This is a genomic window from Marinobacter salinus (assembly GCF_001854125.1).
Taxonomy (GTDB): Bacteria; Pseudomonadota; Gammaproteobacteria; order Pseudomonadales; family Oleiphilaceae; genus Marinobacter; species Marinobacter salinus.
Genome location: NZ_CP017715.1, coordinates 464864 through 482577, shown reverse-complemented (window position 1 = coordinate 482577; position 17714 = coordinate 464864). Strand labels below are relative to the sequence as shown.

The following is a 17714-nucleotide window of genomic DNA, read 5'->3' as shown; positions in this document are numbered from 1 at the left end:
ACGAATTCTTTCCGGTTCAGAATGAGTAGGAAACACTGGCACTCACAAAATCACGGTCAGTCAACTCGTTGTACGGTTTGCCGCCGAAAAAGTTTGTATAACCGATATTACCGGTAATCCTGTTCTGGTAAACCGCCTGCAGGGAAAGGCCAAGAGCCTTGCTGCCTTCGTTGAAGGCACCACCCGGCTGCGGGCTATAACCTTCAACATCATGACTCCAGGCCAACTGCGGCGAGAGGTTTACGCCAGCCAGGGCGTTCGGGTAATCCCAAACGAAGCGAGCACGGTAGCCCCAGGAGAAGTCGGTGGTAAAGCCGTCATTATTGCAGTAGTTGACGTTGATGTTTGCGCCATTGGCACAAATATCGGCGCCACCCAGGCTGTCCAGCGGAATTGTACCGATACCGAAGGTGCCGGAACGTCCGTAACGCGCCTCATCGTATGATGGAAGGTCGTGGATGTAGGTTGCACCAAACTCAGTAATAAACGACAGACGGCTGGCACCCATCACCTGGTCAAAGAATTTGATCAGGGTGAACTGGGCCTGGGACACATTGAAACGGTCGTAACCAGCAACCGGCTTGCCAGCCAGGTTTGCTCCGCCGGTTTCTTCAAGACGCTGTGCTTCAAGTTTGCTCAGGATATCGCCAGCAGGGCTACGCTGCTGGAGACCACCATAAATCAGCTCAAAGGCGTTCCACTGCAATGGCACGTTATCGCGGAAACTGTATTCAGCCCCCAGCGACCAGCCACCGGGAGTGGTGGTGTTAATGCTGATGCCATAAAGGTTGATGTTTTCCGGGTACTCAATAAAGTAACTCGGGAACGACGAGAACGGCAGTGAAGGATCGTTCACCTGCGTTGCAGTGGGGCTTGACGGGTTATTCACCAGGCCACTGACGTAAGGCAGGCGGCTGTTGTACTTGATGTAATAAAAGCCAAGCTCGGAATCGTTGAGTTCGGGAACATACCAACGTACCGCTACACCGAACTGATCCTTGGAGTCAGCCTCTTTGTCACCCAGTCTCGGGGCAATAAATCCCTGCGCATAGGCCTGGGAATCCGGAAGCTGACCCGCGAGCAAAACCGGCCCACATCCATCGGCAGCAAAGTCGTTTGTCGAGAAGAATGTTCCACAATCGTCAGGACGAACTGGCTGCCAGTCTGCCTGCACAAACGTTTCCACCGTTACATTTTCGGTGATACCGGCGGACATATAGAACATTTCGACGGGCAGCAACGCATCTTTCAGCTCTGACCCGGGAGCGCGGAATGCCGGAACGTCGACCGGGTTAATCACGTTGATGCCACCTTGGATAAAGGTGCTTTCACCCCAGCTCAATACCTGCTTGCCGTAACGGACGCTGAGCGGAACATTGCCCAGATACCAGTCAGTAAACACGTAGGCATCCAGGATCTCACCACCGGACGCATTGCCCTTGGCTTCGTCGTTCAGCTCGCGCTGTTGCCCAACGTAGTCCACTGCGCGGCTTTCATCTTTAAGCTCAAAATCGTACCAGTAACGACCGCGGAGCAGGCCACCGACGCGAGTGAGGTACTCACTGTCGACGTTGTAGTTCAGGAAGAGCTCACTGTTACCTTTAACGATCTTTGAATAGGTGTCGCCCTTTTCAAAGTTCAGGTTGCCGTCATCGTAATTGTTCGTGGAGGCACCAATGTTTTCCAGCGTACCGCCCGGTGCGTATTCCGGGCCGAGGTTGCCCTGCGCGATCAGCCGCTTGTCACGATCCTCAACACGCCAACCGACGCCCGCTGACAGTGTGGTGTTAAATTGTGCTTCCACATCCCCCATATAAAATGAATAAGCCGCTGCCTGACCCGACATTCCGGCGGCAACTGCCACGGCCAGCGGTAATTTGGTCCAACGCTGCCATTGATGTGTTTTTCTTGTCATTGGAAGGCTACTCCATTGTTGTTCTGAGTCGCTGCTCTGATTATTGGTGTTCACGATGTATTGGAGGCTTCGTGCACAGTGCTCGTGATGTTCGCACTATAGCTAACGCTGTCGAGCGCTTTGATCAGTCAAAAGTATGATTTTGCCCTCACACCCTGTCTACCGCCGGGTTTCCTCGCACTGAACTCACTATAGACAACAAAATTCGATGCAACCACCTTGGTTTTGGTGGTTTTTCTTACTCAGTCAGAGCATCTCAACAGCCATAGCCGTGGCTTCGCCCCCACCTATGCAAAGGGCCGCGATACCTTTCTTTTTGCCATACCGCTGAAGCGCATACATCAGGGTAACCAGGAGCCGGGAACCGGTAGAGCCAACAGGGTGACCTTGGGCACAGGCACCGCCGTGAACATTGACCTTTTCCGGATCCAGACCAAGCTCGCGAATTGGCATCATGGCAACCATGGCGAAGGCTTCGTTAATTTCGAACAGGTCAACGTCTTCCTTGCTCCAGCCCGTTTTGCCGAACAGTGTTTCAATCGCGCCAACGGGGGCACAGGTAAACTCCGAGGGGTGCTGGGAGTGAGTGCTGTGGCCGACAATCCGCGCCAGGGGCTTCAGGCCCCGTTTCTCGGCTTCGGATTCGCGCATCAGAACCAGCGCGGAGGCGCCGTCTGAAATTGAGGACGCATTGGCGGCGGTTACGGTGCCATCTTTGGCGAACGCCGGGCGCAGGCTCGGAATTTTTTCGATGTTGGCGTTGTGGGGTTGCTCATCATCTTCGACCACCACATCACCCTTACGGGTTTTAACGGTAACCGGGACGATTTCGCCCTTCAGGAGCCCCTCGTCTATGGCTTTTTTGGCACGAGTAAGGGATGTAATGGCGTATTCATCCATTTCCTCGCGGGTGTAGCCTTTCTTGTCCGCCATTTCCTGAGCGAAGGCACCCATCAGCCGGCCAGTTTCAGCGTCTTCGAGTCCGTCCAGGAACATGTGGTCCTGGGGCGCCTGGCCCGGGCCCATGCGGTATCCGCTACGCACACCCTGAAGAATGTAGGGCGCGTTGGACATGCTTTCCATGCCGCCGGCGACCATGATGTCGTTGCTGCCGGCTTTGATCAGGTCGTGGGCGAACATGGCAGCCTTCATACCGGAGCCGCAGAGTTTATTGATCGTGGTTGCACCCGTGTTATCCGGTAAACCGGCCTTTCGCATGGCCTGGCGGGCGGGGCCCTGCTTCAGCCCGGCAGGCAGAACGTTGCCCATGATGACTTCCTGCACGTCTGCCGGTTGCAGCCCGGCGCGTTTTACCGCCTCGGCGATGGTGGTGGCACCCAGATCAGTGGCGCTGACACCGGCCAGACTACCCTGGAATCCGCCCATGGGGGTACGGACACCGCTTACGATGACTACGCTGTCTGTGCTCATATCTGAATCTCTCTGTTGGTTGTCTGGCAGGTTTTTCGGATTACGTTTCACTCATCCGACCTACTCTGGGTGATTTTGGTAATTTATGGCTTATGGGCCGCCTCGAGGTATTCCTGGGACTGCATTTCCAGCAGGCGGGACTCGGTGCGCTCGAATTCGAAACTCAGGCGGCCGCCGGAATACAGTTCGGTAATCGGCGCCGCTGCCGAAATAATCACTTTGACATTTCGATCGTAGAATTCGTCGATCATGTTGATAAAGCGACGGGCCTGATCCTGCTTGTCACCGCCCAGGACCGGCACGTTACTGATTATGATGGCGTGAAACTGACGGGCCAGTTCGATGTAATCGTTCTGGCTCCGGGGGCCGTCGCAAACGTCTTTGAAGTCGAACCAGACAACGTCATCCGCATGCGCCTGGGCGGGAATTTTTCGGCCGTTGATTTCCATGGACTGGCTGTGTTTCGCCGCTTCCACGGCCAGGGCATCAAAACTCTTCCGAAGGCTGACATCCGCGTCTTCATCCAGCGGCGAGTGGAAGAGCTCTGCCTGCTCGAGGGTTCTAAGCCGGTAATCGACACCACCGTCGACATTGACGACATCGGTGTGCTTTTTCACAAGGGCGATCGCAGGCAGGAAGCGTGCGCGCTGGAGACCGTCTTTGTAGAGGCCATCCGGAACAATATTCGAGGTACAGACGAGCGTGACACCGCGCCCGAAAAGGCCATCCATCAGAGTTGCGAGGATCATGGCGTCACCGATGTCGGAGACAAAGAACTCGTCGAAGCAGATAACCCGCGCTTCGTCCGCAAACTTTTTGGAAACCAGCTCGAGTGGGTTTTTCTCGCCCTTAAGCAACTTGAGTTCGTTGTGCACGCGCTGCATGAAGCGATGGAAGTGGACACGCATTTTCCGTTCGAACGGCAGTGACTCATAAAAGGTGTCCATGAGGTAGGTTTTCCCCCGGCCAACGCCACCCCAGAAATAGAGGCCCTTGACGGGTTGTTCCTTACCTTTCTTCAGCTTGCGACGCAGCTTGGTAATTGCCTTGTCACGATCGCTTTCCGCCTCCACCAGTTTGTCGTACAGTGACTGCAGGCGCCGGACGGCATCTTCCTGGGCCGGGTCTCTCTGGAAGTCCGGGCGTTCAAGATCCTTCTGGTAACGTTCCAAGGGGGTCAGGCGCGCACTGGTTTCTGAGGACATGGCAACAGTCATTGAGGTATTCCCGGAAGTTGGTAAAAAATTGGGCGCAACATTGTCGCGCATTTTGCAGTTTTTCGCCACGCTGGCTGTTTGTGAAGCAATACGACGATTGGCTCAGCACACAGGCATGGGCTGATGGCGCTTCGGGCGTTATACTCGCTTTAAGGGCTTGGCTCATTTCAAGGTAAAAGGACGACACAGCATATGACAAACCTGATTCTGGCAGCGATTGCCGCATTGATTGTTGGCATTGTCATCGGGGTACTTGTTGGCCGCTCCGGGCAAGGATCCACGCTGAGACAGCGTCGGACGGAGCAGCAGATCGACGAACTGAAAAGCGAATATACCCGCTACCAGGCCCAGGTGAATGAGCATTTCATGGAATCCGCCCATTTGCTTCGCCGTTTCAACGACGCTTATCGCGATGTGAACCAGCACATGGCCAGGGGTGCCAATCGGCTCTGCAATGATGAAGAGTGGATGGAAGAGCTGGCGCAGGAAACATCCAGGAAGCGTCTGGAGGAAGTCAGCGACGACGGTGTGGAACCACCGCGGGACTATGCACCCAAGACGGACCCGAAGGATGCCGGAACGCTGGCGGAAGACTTCGGGCTCAAAAAGGGTGACAAGCCCCAACAGGCCTGATACGGCGCATTCAAGACTTCATATTTGGTGCAGGAGTGGGGTTGGATTCATCCCCACTCCGGCGGAATCCGCAGTATTCGCCGCTACACCGGGTTATCACAATCAATGAATTTTTGATTCACCCCGAACTCTTCAGCTAACGCCTTACCCAGAGCCTGTACGCCATAACGCTCAGTCGCGTGATGGCCAGCCGCGTAATAATGGATACCGCATTCTCTGGCTGTATGCGTCGTCGGCTCGGATATTTCACCGCTGATGTAGGCATCCAGGCCCGCTTCGATCGCCTTGTCGATAAACCCCTGAGCAGCGCCGGTACACCAGCCTACCCGTCTGATTTCACTCACGCCCTCTCCGACCCGAAGCGGCTCGCGGTGGAGTTTTCTGGCAATGTGCAGGCTGAACTTCTCCGGGGTCAAAGCCTCCTGAAGCTCCCCTTCCCAGACCAGCCCGCCCAACGGCCGGGGATTAAGGATTCCCAGCACGTCGGCAAGCTGGCGATTGTTGCCATACTCCGGATGATCATCCAGCGGAAGATGATAGGCCACAAGGTTGATGTCGTGGTCCAGCAGCTGCTTGAGGCGGTCGCGTTTCATGCCCTTGATTCGCTGGTCCTCGCCTTTCCAGAAATAACCGTGGTGGACCAGGATCATATCGGCGTTGGCTTCAATGGCCGCTTCAATCAGAGCTTTCGAGGCGGTTACGCCAGAAATAACGGTATTGATCTCAGACTTGCCTTCAACCTGCAGTCCGTTAGGGCAATAATCCTGAAAATCACTTGGCTGAAGCCATTCGTTGATTTTCGTCAGGACTTCGTTTCGATCTGCCATAAATTCTCCTGAGGATTATCTTTGAAGCCAGAACCCCGCCCTGCTCCTCCCCGAACTAAAAAACTAAAGAGAGCGGAGACCTGAAATCAACGCGTCGTTCTGCTCAGGCGTGCCAATGGTGATCCGCAGGAAGTCACTGATACGGGGCTTGTTGAAATGCCGGACAATGATTCCCTGCTCCCGAAGCCTCTTGGCCAAAACCTCCCCGGCGGTTTCTTTGTGGCGGGCAAAGATAAAGTTTGCCTTTGATGGCAGCACTTCAAAACCCAGCCCTTCGAGGGCCACGGTTACTCGCTTCCGCTCGCTGATCACGCCCTCGCAACACTTCCGGAACCAGGCATCGTCTTCGTAGGCCGCTTTCGCGCCGGCCAAAGCCAGCCTGTCGAGCGGGTAGCTGTTGAAGCTGTTCTTGACCCGATTAAGAGCCTCAATCAAATCCGCGTGGCCAACCGCAAACCCAACCCGCAGGCCCGCCAGTGAACGCGCCTTCGACAAGGTTTGGGACACCAGCAGATTCGGGTATCTGTCCACCAGAGTAATGGCGCTTTCGCCACCAAAATCGACATAGGCTTCATCCACAACAACAACGCGATCCGGATTCGCCTGCAGGATTTCCTCAACATGCTCTAATCCCAGATAGCGCCCGGTGGGTGCATTGGGATTCGGGAAGATGACACCGCCGTTGGGTTGCTTATAGTCTTCCGGATTGATTTCAAAGCCATCTGTCAAAGGGACTTTCTGGCCTTCAATGCGGTAGAGGCCGCAGTACACCGGATAAAAGCTGTAGGTGATGTCCGGAAACAGAATAGGCTCTCCGTGCTGGAACAGGCCATAAAATATATGGGCCAGCACTTCGTCGGAGCCATTTCCCAGAAAAACCTGTTCGGGCTTGAGGTTGTGGTAATCGGCGATGGCCTGGCACAGGCTTTCACCTTCCGGATCGGGATAAAGGCGCAGATTGTCGTTCAGCTCGGCCTGAATAGCCTCGATGACCTTCGGGGACGGGCCAAACGGGTTTTCGTTGGTGTTCAGTTTAACCAGGTTGGCCATTTTTGGCTGCTCGCCTGGCACATAGGGGACCAGGTCGTTTACCAGTGGGCTCCAAAACTTGCTCATTTTCTTGCTCCCAGCTTACCCATTAATCTTTGATTCGGTATTCAGCCGAGCGCGCATGGGCGGTGAGCCCTTCCCCCCTTGCCAGAACGGATGCCACGCGGCCCATTCGGTCTGCACCGGCCGCACTGAAACCGATGATTGAAGACCGCTTCTGGAAATCGTAAACACCAAGTGGAGAGGAGAACCGCGCTGTGCCACTGGTGGGCAAAACGTGGTTCGGGCCAGCGCAGTAATCGCCCAGTGCCTCTGCGGTGAAGCGACCCATGAAAATGGCACCGGCGTGGCGAATCTCTTCAACCAGTACTTCCGGGTTTTCGACCGACAGCTCCAGGTGCTCTGGCGCAATGCGATTGGAGACCCTGGCGGCCTCACTGAGATCTGCCACCTGAATCAGAGCCGCGCGGCTGCCCATGGACTCGGCGATGATCCCGGAGCGTTCCATTGTCGGAAGCAGTTTGTGAATACTTGCTTCGACTGCATCCAGAAACTCCGCATCCGGACTGACCAGGATGGACTGGGCCTGTTCGTCATGCTCAGCCTGGGAAAACAGGTCCATGGCGATCCAGTCAGGGTCGGTTTTACCGTCGCAGATCACCAGAATTTCGGACGGACCGGCGATCATATCGATGCCGACGGTACCAAACACTTCCCTCTTGGCGGTCGCCACGAAGATGTTGCCCGGCCCGACAATCTTGTCGACGGCCGGAATCGTTTCCGTGCCATAAGCCAATGCGCCAACAGCCTGCGCGCCGCCCACGGTAAACACCCGGTCGACGCCGGCAATGGCCGCAGATGCCAGAACCATGTCATTAACCACGCCATCGGGCGTGGGCACAACCATCACCACTTCACCCACGCCCGCAACTTTTGCTGGAATGGCATTCATCAGCACAGACGAGGGATATGCAGCCTTGCCCCCGGGGACATAAAGGCCCGCCCGGTCCAAAGGTGTCACTTTTTGCCCGAGCACCGTACCGTCTTCATCCTCGTACTGCCAGGATGCCTGGTTCTGGCGCTCATGGTAGTCCCGGATCCGTTCAGCGGCTTTTTCAAGCGCTGCGCGCTGATCCTGAGGAATAGTATCCAGAGCCGTTTGCAGGCGAGCCTGATCCATCTCCAGCTCAGCAACACTGCCAACCTTCAGACGATCGAACTTCTCGGTGAACTCAAGCACCGCCGCGTCGCCACGGGCCTTTACCTGCTGCAGGATATGACGAACCGACTCATTCACCTGATGATCAACGCTGTCATCCCAGGCAATCAGCCTGGCCAGTGCACTGTCAAAGTCACTCTGGGAAGCATTCAATCGTGTGATTTTGAAATCGGTCATCTATAAAATCCTGTCTGGGATTGTTTACTTACTCCGCTACTCGGCGCTTTTCCACCGCAGCAGACATTTTCTCGATTATGGGGTTAATCTTCTCGTGCTTCATCTTCATGGACGCACGATTCACCACCAACCGGCTACTGATATGCTCAATGAGCTCGCGAGCCTCAAGGCCATTCGCCTTCAGCGTATTTCCGGTATCCACGATGTCGACAATTTCATCCGCAAGACCAAGAATCGGCGCCAGCTCCATCGCGCCATACAGCTTGATGATATCTGCCTGTCGCCCCTGGGCCGAATAATAGCGGCGAGCCAGATTCACAAACTTGGTCGCTACCTTGATGCGGCCGGCAGGCGGCACATGCCCCTTCGGCCCCGCGGTCATCAGACGACACCGGGAAATATTGAGATCCAGAGGCTCATACAGCCCTTCCCCACCGTGCTCCATCAACACGTCCTTGCCGGTAACCCCCATATCCGCACCGCCATACTGAACATACGTCGGCACGTCCGTCGCGCGGATAATAAGCACCCGAACATCAGGATCCGTCGTGGGAAACACCAGTTTCCGGGACTTCTTGATATCGTCGACCAGTTCAATCCCGGCCTCCGCCAGCAGCGGTAATGTTTCTTCGAGGATTCGTCCCTTCGACAATGCGATGGTGATGGAATCTGTCATGCGTCCTTCCGGTTTCCCGATTGTCTCTGTCACGCTGGCAAGCGGCGGATACTTGCGCCCAGCAATTGCAGCTTCTCTTCAATACACTCATAGCCGCGATCGATGTGATAAATACGATCAACGATGGTATCCCCGTCGGCCATCAGGCCCGCAATCACCAGGCTGGCGGAGGCCCTCAGGTCGGTCGCCATCACAGGCGCACCTGTCAGGTGGTCGACGCCCTTGATGATCGCAGCATTGCCCTCGAGCGTGATGTCGGCGCCCATGCGGATCAGTTCCTGCAGGTGCATGAAGCGGTTTTCAAACACCGTTTCCACAATCGTTCCGGACCCTTCTGCAACGGCATTCATCGCAGCAAACTGGGCCTGCATATCGGTCGGAAACGCCGGGTAAGGTGCAGTACGAATACTGACGGCCTTCGGACGATTGCCTTTCATATCCAGCTCGATCCAGTCCGGGCCAGTGCTGATATGGGCGCCCGCCTCTTCAAGCTTCAGCAGCACGGCTTCCAGCAAGTCCTCTCGGGTGTCCTTGAGCTTTACCCGACCACCGGTGGCCGCCGCCGCAACCAGATAGGTTCCTGTTTCTACGCGGTCCGGCAATACGTTGTAATGGCAACCGTGCAAGCGCTCGACACCATTGATTTCAATGGTCGCTGTCCCGTGGCCCTTGATATCTGCGCCCATCGCAATCAGGCACTCGGCCAGATCCACAACTTCCGGCTCGCGCGCAGCGTTCTCCAGGATGGTCTTTCCATCGGCGAGGGCCGCCGCCATCATCAGGTTTTCAGTACCAGTGACCGTGACGGTATCAAGGAAAATGTGAGCACCCTTGAGACGACCGTTGGTCTTGGCCTTGATGTAGCCATTCTCAACCGAGATATCCGCGCCCATCATTTCCAGGCCGTGAATGTGCAGATTCACCGGCCGGCTACCAATGGCACAACCACCGGGCAGAGACACTTCCGCTTCACCAAAATGCGCCACCAGCGGACCAAGCACGAGAATGGACGCCCGCATGGTTTTCACCAGTTCATAGGGGGCATGAAAGTGCTTGATGGTATTGGCGTGAATTTCCACGCTCATCTTTTCATCAATGATCACCTCAACACCCATGCGGCCCAGCAGCTCGATCATGGTCGTTACGTCGTGCAGATGCGGCAGGTTGCCCACGGTAACCGGCTCGTCGGCCAGCAAGGTGGCAGCCAGGATCGGCAGCGCAGCATTCTTGGCACCGGAAATCCGGATTTCACCATCCAGGGGCTTTCGGCCCCTGATCAGAAGTTTATCCACAATAAGTATCCTGTCGTATGAGGGCGAATCAGCCCTGGCGCGCAGCCCATTCAGCCGGCGTGAAGGCTTTCGGATGAAGAGCGTGGATGGTGCCATCCATAACCTGCTGGAACAGCGCCTTGTTGATCAGCTGCTGCCGCTTGATGGTCGGCAGTCCTTCAAAAACATCACCCACCACAACGACCATATAATGAGTCCCATCGACCTGTACCTGGACCTCACAGCCGGGCAATGCCTCTTTGACCAGCGCGGTGACTTCGGTGGCGTCCATAGAAAATCCTCGGGTGTTTTGAAATCAGGGGCGAGATTGTAACTAATTCCGGAGCCCGGGTCAGCTTTACCATCCGGTAACAAGCTGGCCCGGAGAAGTTTTTTTCAGTGGGAGGGGTGCTGCGAGTCCGGACCAAAACCGACCAGCTGGTCGTCGAGATTGCTCAGGGCCGCAAGTGACGCCAAGCGGTCACTCACACCACGATAGGATAGCGCGATACCACGCTGGCCAGCCAGGCGCTGCCAGCAAAGCAACAGGGACAGAACAATGCTATGGGCCTCAGCGAGATTCTCAAGATCAACCACCAGATCGGCGGCCACTGTACCAATCAGTTTTTCGCCCTCTTTGCGCAGTCCCACAACGGTGTCCGCAGTCACCTCGCCGGTCACGACGAGCGCATGATCACGAAGCTGCACCTGTGAAGCCGGGGATGTCATGTGTTATTCACTTCCTTATCAAGATTGAGGGAATCCACGGCGTCTCCCCAACCATCGATGACCGCCTGAACCTGGCCTCGGTTCGCTTCCATTTCCTGGCTAAATCGGTCCCGGAACGCCAGGCCGATATTTACTCCTTCCACAATGACGTTTTCCATCATCCAGCGCCCCCCATCCGTCTTATACATGGAGTAGGTGACAGGGTAACGATTGCCGGAGGCGCTGATGACCTCCATACGAACAGACGCCCTGCCATCATCCTGCGGATTTATGACAGCCTCGCTGACCACAATTTTGAAATCATCGGCATTCACCAGCGCCTGGGCGTAACTGTCAAACAGGCTCCGCTTGAATTTCACCACAAAATCGTCACGCTGCTCCGGCGTAGTCTGACGGGCATACCGCCCCATCACCCGGGCCGCGATACGACGGAAATCGACAAAGTCGGTGAGTGCCTCATTCATGCTGGCGTAAAACGCCTCGGGGTCACTCTCATACAGACCCTTTTCCTTGTTGAGCTTCTCGACCAGGCGCTGGGTGTTTTCGTCCACATAGTCACGGAGCTCTTCTGCCGCATCCGCGCGGGCGGCTCCCACAAGCAACAAAGCCAGCGCAAGGATCAGCAAAAGGCGTTCTTTCATGACAAGCATCAGTATCTCCTGTTGAATATCTTTTACCGGTGCCCCCGGATCAGCGGCCGGACGCAAAGTTGCTGATCAGCCTCTCAAGATTCATGGCCGACTGGGTGGAGTAAAAGGTGTCACCAGCCTTGAGCGACTCCATATCCCCGCCGATCGATATATCAATGTACTGCTCTCCGAGCAGTCCGGATGTACGTATTACTGCGGAACTGTCAGCCGGAATATTGTCAACATCCGACTGGATGGCCATTTCAACTCTTGCCTGGAAGGTATCCTTGTTCAGGCTGATGGACTCAATGCTGCCCACAGTCACACCGGCCATAGAAATGCGCCCCCTTGGCGTCAAACCACCGGTATCGTTAAAGTTGGCGTAGACCGTATAGGTACTCTCGGCTGCCTTGGGAGACAGGCCACTGACTTGCAGCGCAAGAAAGAGTAGCGCGGCAAGTCCCGCAATCATGAACAGTCCGACAATGATTTCCGTTGTTCTCTGTGCCATTCCCGGCTCCCGTTTCTAATCGGTTAATCGTTTTTTTCAGAAGTCGCCGAACATGACGGCGGTCAGCACAAAATCCAGGCCCAGCACCGCCAGCGACGAGTAGACAACCGTTTTGGTGGTGGCTGAACTAATCCCTGCCGAGGTTGGCACACAATCATAGCCCTGAAACACTGCAATCCAGGCGCAGACAAAACCGAAAACCACAGTCTTGATGACACCGTTCATTACGTCGTCAACAAAATCGACAGAGGACTGCATGTTGCCCCAGAAGGAACCTTCGAACACACCAAGCCAGTCCACGCCCACCAGCATGCCGCCCCAGATACCAACCATCGAGAAGATGACCGCCAGTACCGGCATAGCAATGAATCCGGCCCACAACCTGGGCGCAATGACCCGGCGCAATGGATCCACACCCATCATTTCCATGCTGGACAACTGCTCGGTGGCCTTCATCAGGCCGATTTCCGCGGTCAGGGCCGAACCGGCCCGGCCAGCAAAAAGCAGCGCTGTTACCACCGGCCCCAGCTCTCGCACCAGAGTCAGGGCAATCATCTGACCAATGGCGGCCTCCGAGCCATAATCACTGAGGATTGTGTAGCCCTGAAGTCCGAGCACCATACCGATGAAAAGACCGGAAACCACGACGATCGCCAGCGACAAAACGCCGACAAAATAGAGCTGCTTGACCATCAGCGGAAACCCGGTCGAGGGCCTCGGCACGCCGACCAGAACACCCATCAGGAAACGTCCGGAACGCCCCAGGGAGGAGACGGTGTCGAGCCCCGCCCGACCCAGCGATGCAATCCTGTCGATCAAGAAGCACCTCCCGCAAGCCCGTAATCCTTTGCGGCCTCGGCGGCCGGATAATGAAACGGCACCGGGCCATCCGGTTGACCCAGCAAAAACTGCTGGACCTGCTCAGAAGGATGCTGGCGGAGCTCATCCGGTGTTCCTTCGCCGATTACCTTGCCATCGGCAATGATGCAGGCGTAATGACAAATACTCAGAGACTCGGGCACATCATGGGACACCAACACGCTGGTCAGGCCCATGGAACTGTTCAGATCCCGTATCAGTTTGACCAGCACACCCATGGCAATGGGATCCTGGCCGGCAAAAGGTTCGTCGTACATGATCAGCTCCGGGTCCAGAGCGATGCTGCGGGCAAGCGCCACGCGCCGTGTCATACCCCCGGACAACTCCGATGGCATCAGCGCCCTGGCGCCACGCAATCCGACGGCTTCCAGTTTCATCAGGACAATATCGTGGATCATGTCTTCCGGCAGAGACGTATGCACTCTTAGGGGAAAAGCCACGTTCTCGAACACACTCAAGTCAGTGAACAGCGCACCGCTCTGAAACAGCATGCCCATTTTTTCCCGCAAGGCATACAAAGCCTTGCGTTTCAGCTTCGGCACCTGATGTCCGTCCACCAGGATGCTGCCCGAGTCCGGCCGAAGTTGTCCGCCGATCAGACGCAGCAGAGTGGTTTTTCCGGTACCACTGGGGCCCATAATGGCCGTTATTTTGCCACGGGGAATATCCAGGGAGACACCGTCGAAGATACGGCGCCCGGAACGGGAGAACACGACGTCCTGCAATGATATGTATGCGGGTGAACCCATAAACCTTACCTTTCAGAGAGGGGCTACATTATGCCAAGGACGCTCCAAGCTCAATCCATCATGGGCAAAATGTATTGATTACTATGCTCAGTTTCACTGAAGTTTCTGTAACCGGACGGCGATTCGTGCTGAAAATGATATACTCTCGGCACTTTTCGGCGAGACTTTGCAGGACCGTTTCGCCAACAAACTTTCAGCGTTATAACAGCGAGCCAGGCCCCAAGCCCGATGACTGATCAGAATTTACAGGATTTCCGCACCCCCGCACTCCGGGCCATTCGTATCGAGCGCGATGCCATCGATGCACTGGAAGCCCGCATTGACGAACAGTTCACCAGGGCCTGTGAAGTGATCATGGCCTGCAAGGGCCGGGTAGTAGTGACCGGCATGGGCAAGTCCGGTCATATTGGCAACAAGATTGCAGCCACACTTGCCAGCACCGGTACACCGTCATTCTTCGTTCACCCGGGTGAAGCGAGCCATGGTGACCTGGGCATGATAACAAGTCAGGACGTGGTAATTGCCATCTCAAACAGTGGCAACACCAGCGAAGTGATCACCATTCTACCGCTGATCAAGCGCATGGGCGCACCGCTTATCAGCATGACGGGCAACCCACAATCCACACTGGCAAGGGAGGCTGTGGCCAATCTGGACGTCAGCGTGGAAACCGAGGCTTGCCCGCTCGGCCTGGCACCAACATCCAGCACCACAGTTACTCTGGTGATGGGCGATGCACTGGCAGTTGCACTGCTGGAAGCCCGCGGGTTCAGTACTGAGGATTTCGCGCTGTCTCACCCCGGAGGCAGCCTGGGGCGTCGGCTTCTGCTGCGCGTGTCCGACATCATGCATACCGGCGACCGGATTCCGCGCGTTGCCGAGGGCACCACTCTAAGCGGAGCCCTACTGGAGATTTCGCGCAAAGGGCTGGGCATGACAACCATCGTCGATGCGAACGGCAGGCTCACGGGCGTCTTTACCGATGGTGACCTGCGCCGCACGCTGGACAAGAACCTCGATGTGCACACCACACCGATCCAGGACGTGATGACCCACAACGGCAAAACCATTCAGGCCGACCACTTGGCCGCGGAGGCACTGAATATCATGGAAGAAATGAAGATCAATGCCTTGCCGGTAACCGATGAGTCCGGTTCCCTGGTGGGCGCTATCAACATGCACGACCTGCTGCGGGCCGGTGTCATCTGATGGCCGTCAACAGCAGTCCCCTGGCACCTCATTGGCCGGAGGCGTTGCTGGCCAGGGCCAAACGCATTCGTCTCATCGCCCTGGACGTAGACGGCATTATGAGTGATGGCCGGCTCTACTTCAGCGCCTCCGGTGATGAACTCAAGGCGTTCAATATTCTCGACGGACTCGGCCTGAAACAACTCATGGCAGCTGGCATCACTGTGGCCGTGATAACCGGCAGGCAGTCGCCCCTCACCGAAAAGCGGATGGGTGACCTGGGCATCCCCCACCTGATGCAGGGACGTGAAGACAAGAAGGTCGCACTGGAGGAACTCATCAGCAAGATGGACATCTCCCCCGAGGTCATCGCCTATATGGGAGATGATTTACCTGATTTACCAGCCATCCGCTTCGCCGGTCTCGGGATTACTGTGCCAAACGCATACTGGCTGGTTCAGGAACACGCTGACTACTGCACCCAGGCGGCAGGAGGGCATGGCGCTGTCCGTGAAGCCTGCGACCTGCTACTGACGGCCCAGGGCAAGTTGGAGGAAGCTTTGACCAGGTATCTGGAGCCGGATGCATGAACCAGGAAACACCCAGCGCCATCAAGAGCGACACCAGAGACAACCTGGTTTCGCTGATCAAACTGGAAAATCGCCCCTGGATCCGCAGCCTTGCGCTCATCGGCACCATTCTGGCCACGATATTCCTGCTCTGGCGCAGTGACGAGCCGGCCGTGGTTTCAAACGAGGCGGCAGAGCTTCGGGGCAAAGGTGAGCCTGACGGCTTTGTCGTGAATGGTAGCTACACCTCCTATGACGAGGCTGGCAACCTTAAGATACACTTCACGAGCCCGCGTATTGAGCAGTTCGAGGAAGGCAATCTCGCGACCATGGAATCGCCCCGCGCAAAGCTTTATGGCGAGCCGGGAACAGATCCCTGGGTAGTTGAAGCCGAGAACGGAAGCCTGCTGCAAAATGAAAATCTGCTATATCTCACGGGCAATGTCCGCGTCGTCCGGACGATCGGCGACCGCGAAGCAACACTGAAAACATCCAGCCTGACGCTCGATAATGACATGGGCACCGCCTACACCGATGCACCCGTCGAGATTATCGATCAGGTGGGCGTGACTCGTGCCACGGGTATGAAGGCATGGATTGATCAACGTGTTCTGGAACTAAACTCCCAGGTGGAAGGACGTTATGAAACCGTTAAATAATCACCTCCGGGCGCTGCTGACAGCCGTAATCGGCCTGGCTCTGGTAACCCCCGCAACGGCTTTTGATCTGGATTCAGACCAGCCCATCAAGGTGAGCGCCAATAACGCGCGCCTGGACGACAGCAAGGGTATCGCGACCTACACGGGCGCTGTCGAACTGATTCAGGGTAAAACCCGCCTTTCCGCAGAGCGTGTTGTGCTGTTTCGAAACGAGGCAGGTCTGAGCCGCATCGAGGCATCAGGGAATCCAGCCCATTACCGGCAGCCGTCCCGGGAGGGTAACGGTGAGACCGACGCAAGAGCCCGCAACATCACCTGGTCTGCCTCTGACAAGGAGCTGACGTTTGAGCGTGAAGCCGTCATTGAGCAAAATGGCAACCTGTTCCGTGGTGACGTCATTCATTATGATACGGTCCGCCGGGTCGTTACCGCGGAGGGCGGACAAGACACCGGCTCCGGCACCGGTCGCGTTGAAATGGTAATCCAGCCACGCAACACACAGGGATCCGATGGCAGTTCTCAGAGCCAGTAATCTGGCAAAAAGCTATAAACAGAAGAAAGTGGTGATCGACGTTTCCCTGGAAATCCGAAGCGGTGAAATTGTCGGTCTGCTTGGTCCGAATGGCGCCGGGAAGACAACGTGTTTCTACATGATTGTCGGGCTGGTGCCGGCTGACAAGGGTCGGGTCACCATCGACAGCCAAGACATTACGCCCCTACCGATGCACGGCCGCGCCCGCAAGGGAATCGGCTATCTGCCACAGGAAGCGTCGGTTTTCCGGAAACTCTCCGTGCGCGACAACATCATGGCCATTCTGGAAACCCGCAAAGGGCTCAGTCGCACCGACCGCGATGCCAAACTGCAAGAACTTCTGGAAGAGTTCCATATCACCCACATTCGCGACAGTGTCGGCATGGCGTTGTCAGGGGGGGAGCGCCGGCGGGTAGAAATCGCCAGGGCCCTCGCAATGGAGCCCGCATTTATCCTGCTGGACGAGCCTTTCGCCGGCGTGGACCCGATTTCCGTCAGCGATATCAAACATATTATCCGCCACCTTCGGGACAAAGGCATCGGTGTTCTGATTACCGATCACAATGTGCGGGAAACCCTCGATATTTGTGAAAAGGCCTACATAGTTTCCGGCGGGCACATCATTGCGTCCGGCAACTCAGAGGCGATACTGGCCAACGAACAGGTCAAGGAAGTGTATCTCGGCGATGAATTCAGGCTGTGACGTCCCTCGGCCGATTGTGTTGATGACCGCTAGCAAGTAAACTCGGCAAAGAACTTGCTTGGGCTTCTGCCTGACATGGCAAGTAACCGGCATACAACGATTTTTTATTTTACTGCCTCGATGCAGAGCGCTGATTAGCAACGGATCCTG

The 17714-nt window shown here is 56.1% G+C and carries 20 protein-coding genes; 6 read left to right on the top strand and 14 right to left on the bottom strand.

Translation table 11 applies throughout. The features are described 5' to 3' along the window. Positions 1-16: 16 nt before the first annotated feature. The 3 genes from BKP64_RS02310 to zapE form a co-directional block, all read right to left on the bottom strand. Positions 17-1915 carry a DUF1302 domain-containing protein gene (locus tag BKP64_RS02310; protein ID WP_070965473.1) on the bottom strand — a complete coding sequence of 633 codons (1899 nt, stop codon included), beginning with the start codon at positions 1913-1915 and terminating at the stop codon, positions 17-19. A gap of 246 nt (positions 1916-2161) precedes the next feature. Next, positions 2162-3346, bottom strand: coding sequence for a thiolase family protein (locus tag BKP64_RS02305; RefSeq protein WP_070965470.1), 1185 nt, complete (start codon positions 3344-3346; stop codon positions 2162-2164). Between the two features lie 83 nt (positions 3347-3429). Beyond that, positions 3430-4527, bottom strand: a complete 1098-nt coding sequence (zapE, locus tag BKP64_RS02300; RefSeq protein ID WP_227515629.1) for a cell division protein ZapE — start codon at positions 4525-4527, stop codon at positions 3430-3432. A 228-nt stretch (positions 4528-4755) separates the two neighbouring features. Between zapE and BKP64_RS02295 the strand changes: the two genes are divergently transcribed. Next, positions 4756-5196, top strand: a complete 441-nt coding sequence (locus BKP64_RS02295; RefSeq protein WP_070965465.1) for a Z-ring associated ZapG family protein — start codon at positions 4756-4758, stop codon at positions 5194-5196. Positions 5197-5279: 83 nt separating this feature from the next. Here the strand turns inward: BKP64_RS02295 and BKP64_RS02290 are convergent, their stop codons facing one another. The 11 genes from BKP64_RS02290 to BKP64_RS02240 all read right to left on the bottom strand — a co-directional run bounded on the left by BKP64_RS02290 (position 5280) and on the right by BKP64_RS02240 (position 13913). Further along, positions 5280-6023 (bottom strand): Nif3-like dinuclear metal center hexameric protein, encoded by a 744-nt coding sequence (locus tag BKP64_RS02290; RefSeq protein WP_070965461.1) that lies wholly within the window; start codon positions 6021-6023, stop codon positions 5280-5282. Positions 6024-6086: 63 nt separating this feature from the next. Then, the gene (gene hisC, locus BKP64_RS02285) at positions 6087-7139 is read right to left on the bottom strand and encodes a histidinol-phosphate transaminase (protein WP_070965458.1); all 1053 of its coding nucleotides are present in this window, start codon (positions 7137-7139) and stop codon (positions 6087-6089) included. A gap of 22 nt (positions 7140-7161) precedes the next feature. Then, on the bottom strand, positions 7162-8469 hold the full coding sequence (gene hisD / locus BKP64_RS02280) for a histidinol dehydrogenase (protein ID WP_070965455.1): 1308 nt from the start codon (positions 8467-8469) through the stop codon (positions 7162-7164). A 28-nt stretch (positions 8470-8497) separates the two neighbouring features. Continuing rightward, positions 8498-9145: an ATP phosphoribosyltransferase gene (gene hisG / locus BKP64_RS02275; RefSeq protein ID WP_070965452.1), complete on the bottom strand. Its 648-nt coding sequence runs from the start codon at positions 9143-9145 to the stop codon at positions 8498-8500. Positions 9146-9174: 29 nt separating this feature from the next. Continuing rightward, positions 9175-10437, bottom strand: coding sequence for a UDP-N-acetylglucosamine 1-carboxyvinyltransferase (murA, locus tag BKP64_RS02270; RefSeq protein ID WP_070965450.1), 1263 nt, complete (start codon positions 10435-10437; stop codon positions 9175-9177). A 28-nt stretch (positions 10438-10465) separates the two neighbouring features. Then, a complete protein-coding gene (locus BKP64_RS02265; protein ID WP_070965447.1) occupies positions 10466-10708 on the bottom strand; it encodes a BolA family protein in 243 nt (80 codons plus the stop codon). Positions 10709-10812: 104 nt separating this feature from the next. Next, positions 10813-11145 (bottom strand): STAS domain-containing protein, encoded by a 333-nt coding sequence (locus tag BKP64_RS02260; RefSeq protein ID WP_070965444.1) that lies wholly within the window; start codon positions 11143-11145, stop codon positions 10813-10815. Further along, positions 11142-11795, bottom strand: a complete 654-nt coding sequence (locus BKP64_RS02255; protein ID WP_070965440.1) for an MlaC/ttg2D family ABC transporter substrate-binding protein — start codon at positions 11793-11795, stop codon at positions 11142-11144. Before BKP64_RS02255 ends, BKP64_RS02260 begins: the two co-directional genes overlap by 4 nt. A gap of 40 nt (positions 11796-11835) precedes the next feature. After that, on the bottom strand, positions 11836-12285 hold the full coding sequence (gene mlaD / locus BKP64_RS02250) for an outer membrane lipid asymmetry maintenance protein MlaD (protein ID WP_070965437.1): 450 nt from the start codon (positions 12283-12285) through the stop codon (positions 11836-11838). 36 nt (positions 12286-12321) lie between these two features. Next, a complete protein-coding gene (gene mlaE / locus BKP64_RS02245) occupies positions 12322-13104 on the bottom strand; it encodes a lipid asymmetry maintenance ABC transporter permease subunit MlaE (protein WP_070965434.1) in 783 nt (260 codons plus the stop codon). Next, complete coding sequence (locus BKP64_RS02240; protein ID WP_070965432.1) at positions 13101-13913, bottom strand: ABC transporter ATP-binding protein; 813 nt, start codon at positions 13911-13913, stop codon at positions 13101-13103. The genes mlaE and BKP64_RS02240 overlap by 4 nt, the downstream gene beginning before the upstream one ends. Before the next feature lie 228 nt (positions 13914-14141). On the opposite strand from BKP64_RS02240, the gene BKP64_RS02235 reads away from it, so the two are divergent. Genes BKP64_RS02235 through lptB form a run of 5 tightly spaced genes read left to right on the top strand, consistent with a single transcriptional unit; the run spans position 14142 to position 17564 of the window. Then, positions 14142-15122, top strand: a complete 981-nt coding sequence (locus BKP64_RS02235; protein ID WP_070965429.1) for a KpsF/GutQ family sugar-phosphate isomerase — start codon at positions 14142-14144, stop codon at positions 15120-15122. Next, the gene (gene kdsC, locus BKP64_RS02230; protein ID WP_070965426.1) at positions 15122-15691 is read left to right on the top strand and encodes a 3-deoxy-manno-octulosonate-8-phosphatase KdsC; all 570 of its coding nucleotides are present in this window, start codon (positions 15122-15124) and stop codon (positions 15689-15691) included. Before BKP64_RS02235 ends, kdsC begins: the two co-directional genes overlap by 1 nt. Further along, on the top strand, positions 15688-16329 hold the full coding sequence (gene lptC, locus BKP64_RS02225; RefSeq protein WP_083329128.1) for an LPS export ABC transporter periplasmic protein LptC: 642 nt from the start codon (positions 15688-15690) through the stop codon (positions 16327-16329). Before kdsC ends, lptC begins: the two co-directional genes overlap by 4 nt. Beyond that, positions 16313-16861 carry a lipopolysaccharide transport periplasmic protein LptA gene (lptA, locus tag BKP64_RS02220; protein ID WP_070965423.1) on the top strand — a complete coding sequence of 183 codons (549 nt, stop codon included), beginning with the start codon at positions 16313-16315 and terminating at the stop codon, positions 16859-16861. The genes lptC and lptA overlap by 17 nt, the downstream gene beginning before the upstream one ends. After that, positions 16839-17564, top strand: coding sequence for an LPS export ABC transporter ATP-binding protein (gene lptB / locus BKP64_RS02215; protein ID WP_070965420.1), 726 nt, complete (start codon positions 16839-16841; stop codon positions 17562-17564). Before lptA ends, lptB begins: the two co-directional genes overlap by 23 nt. Positions 17565-17714 lie beyond the last annotated feature (150 nt).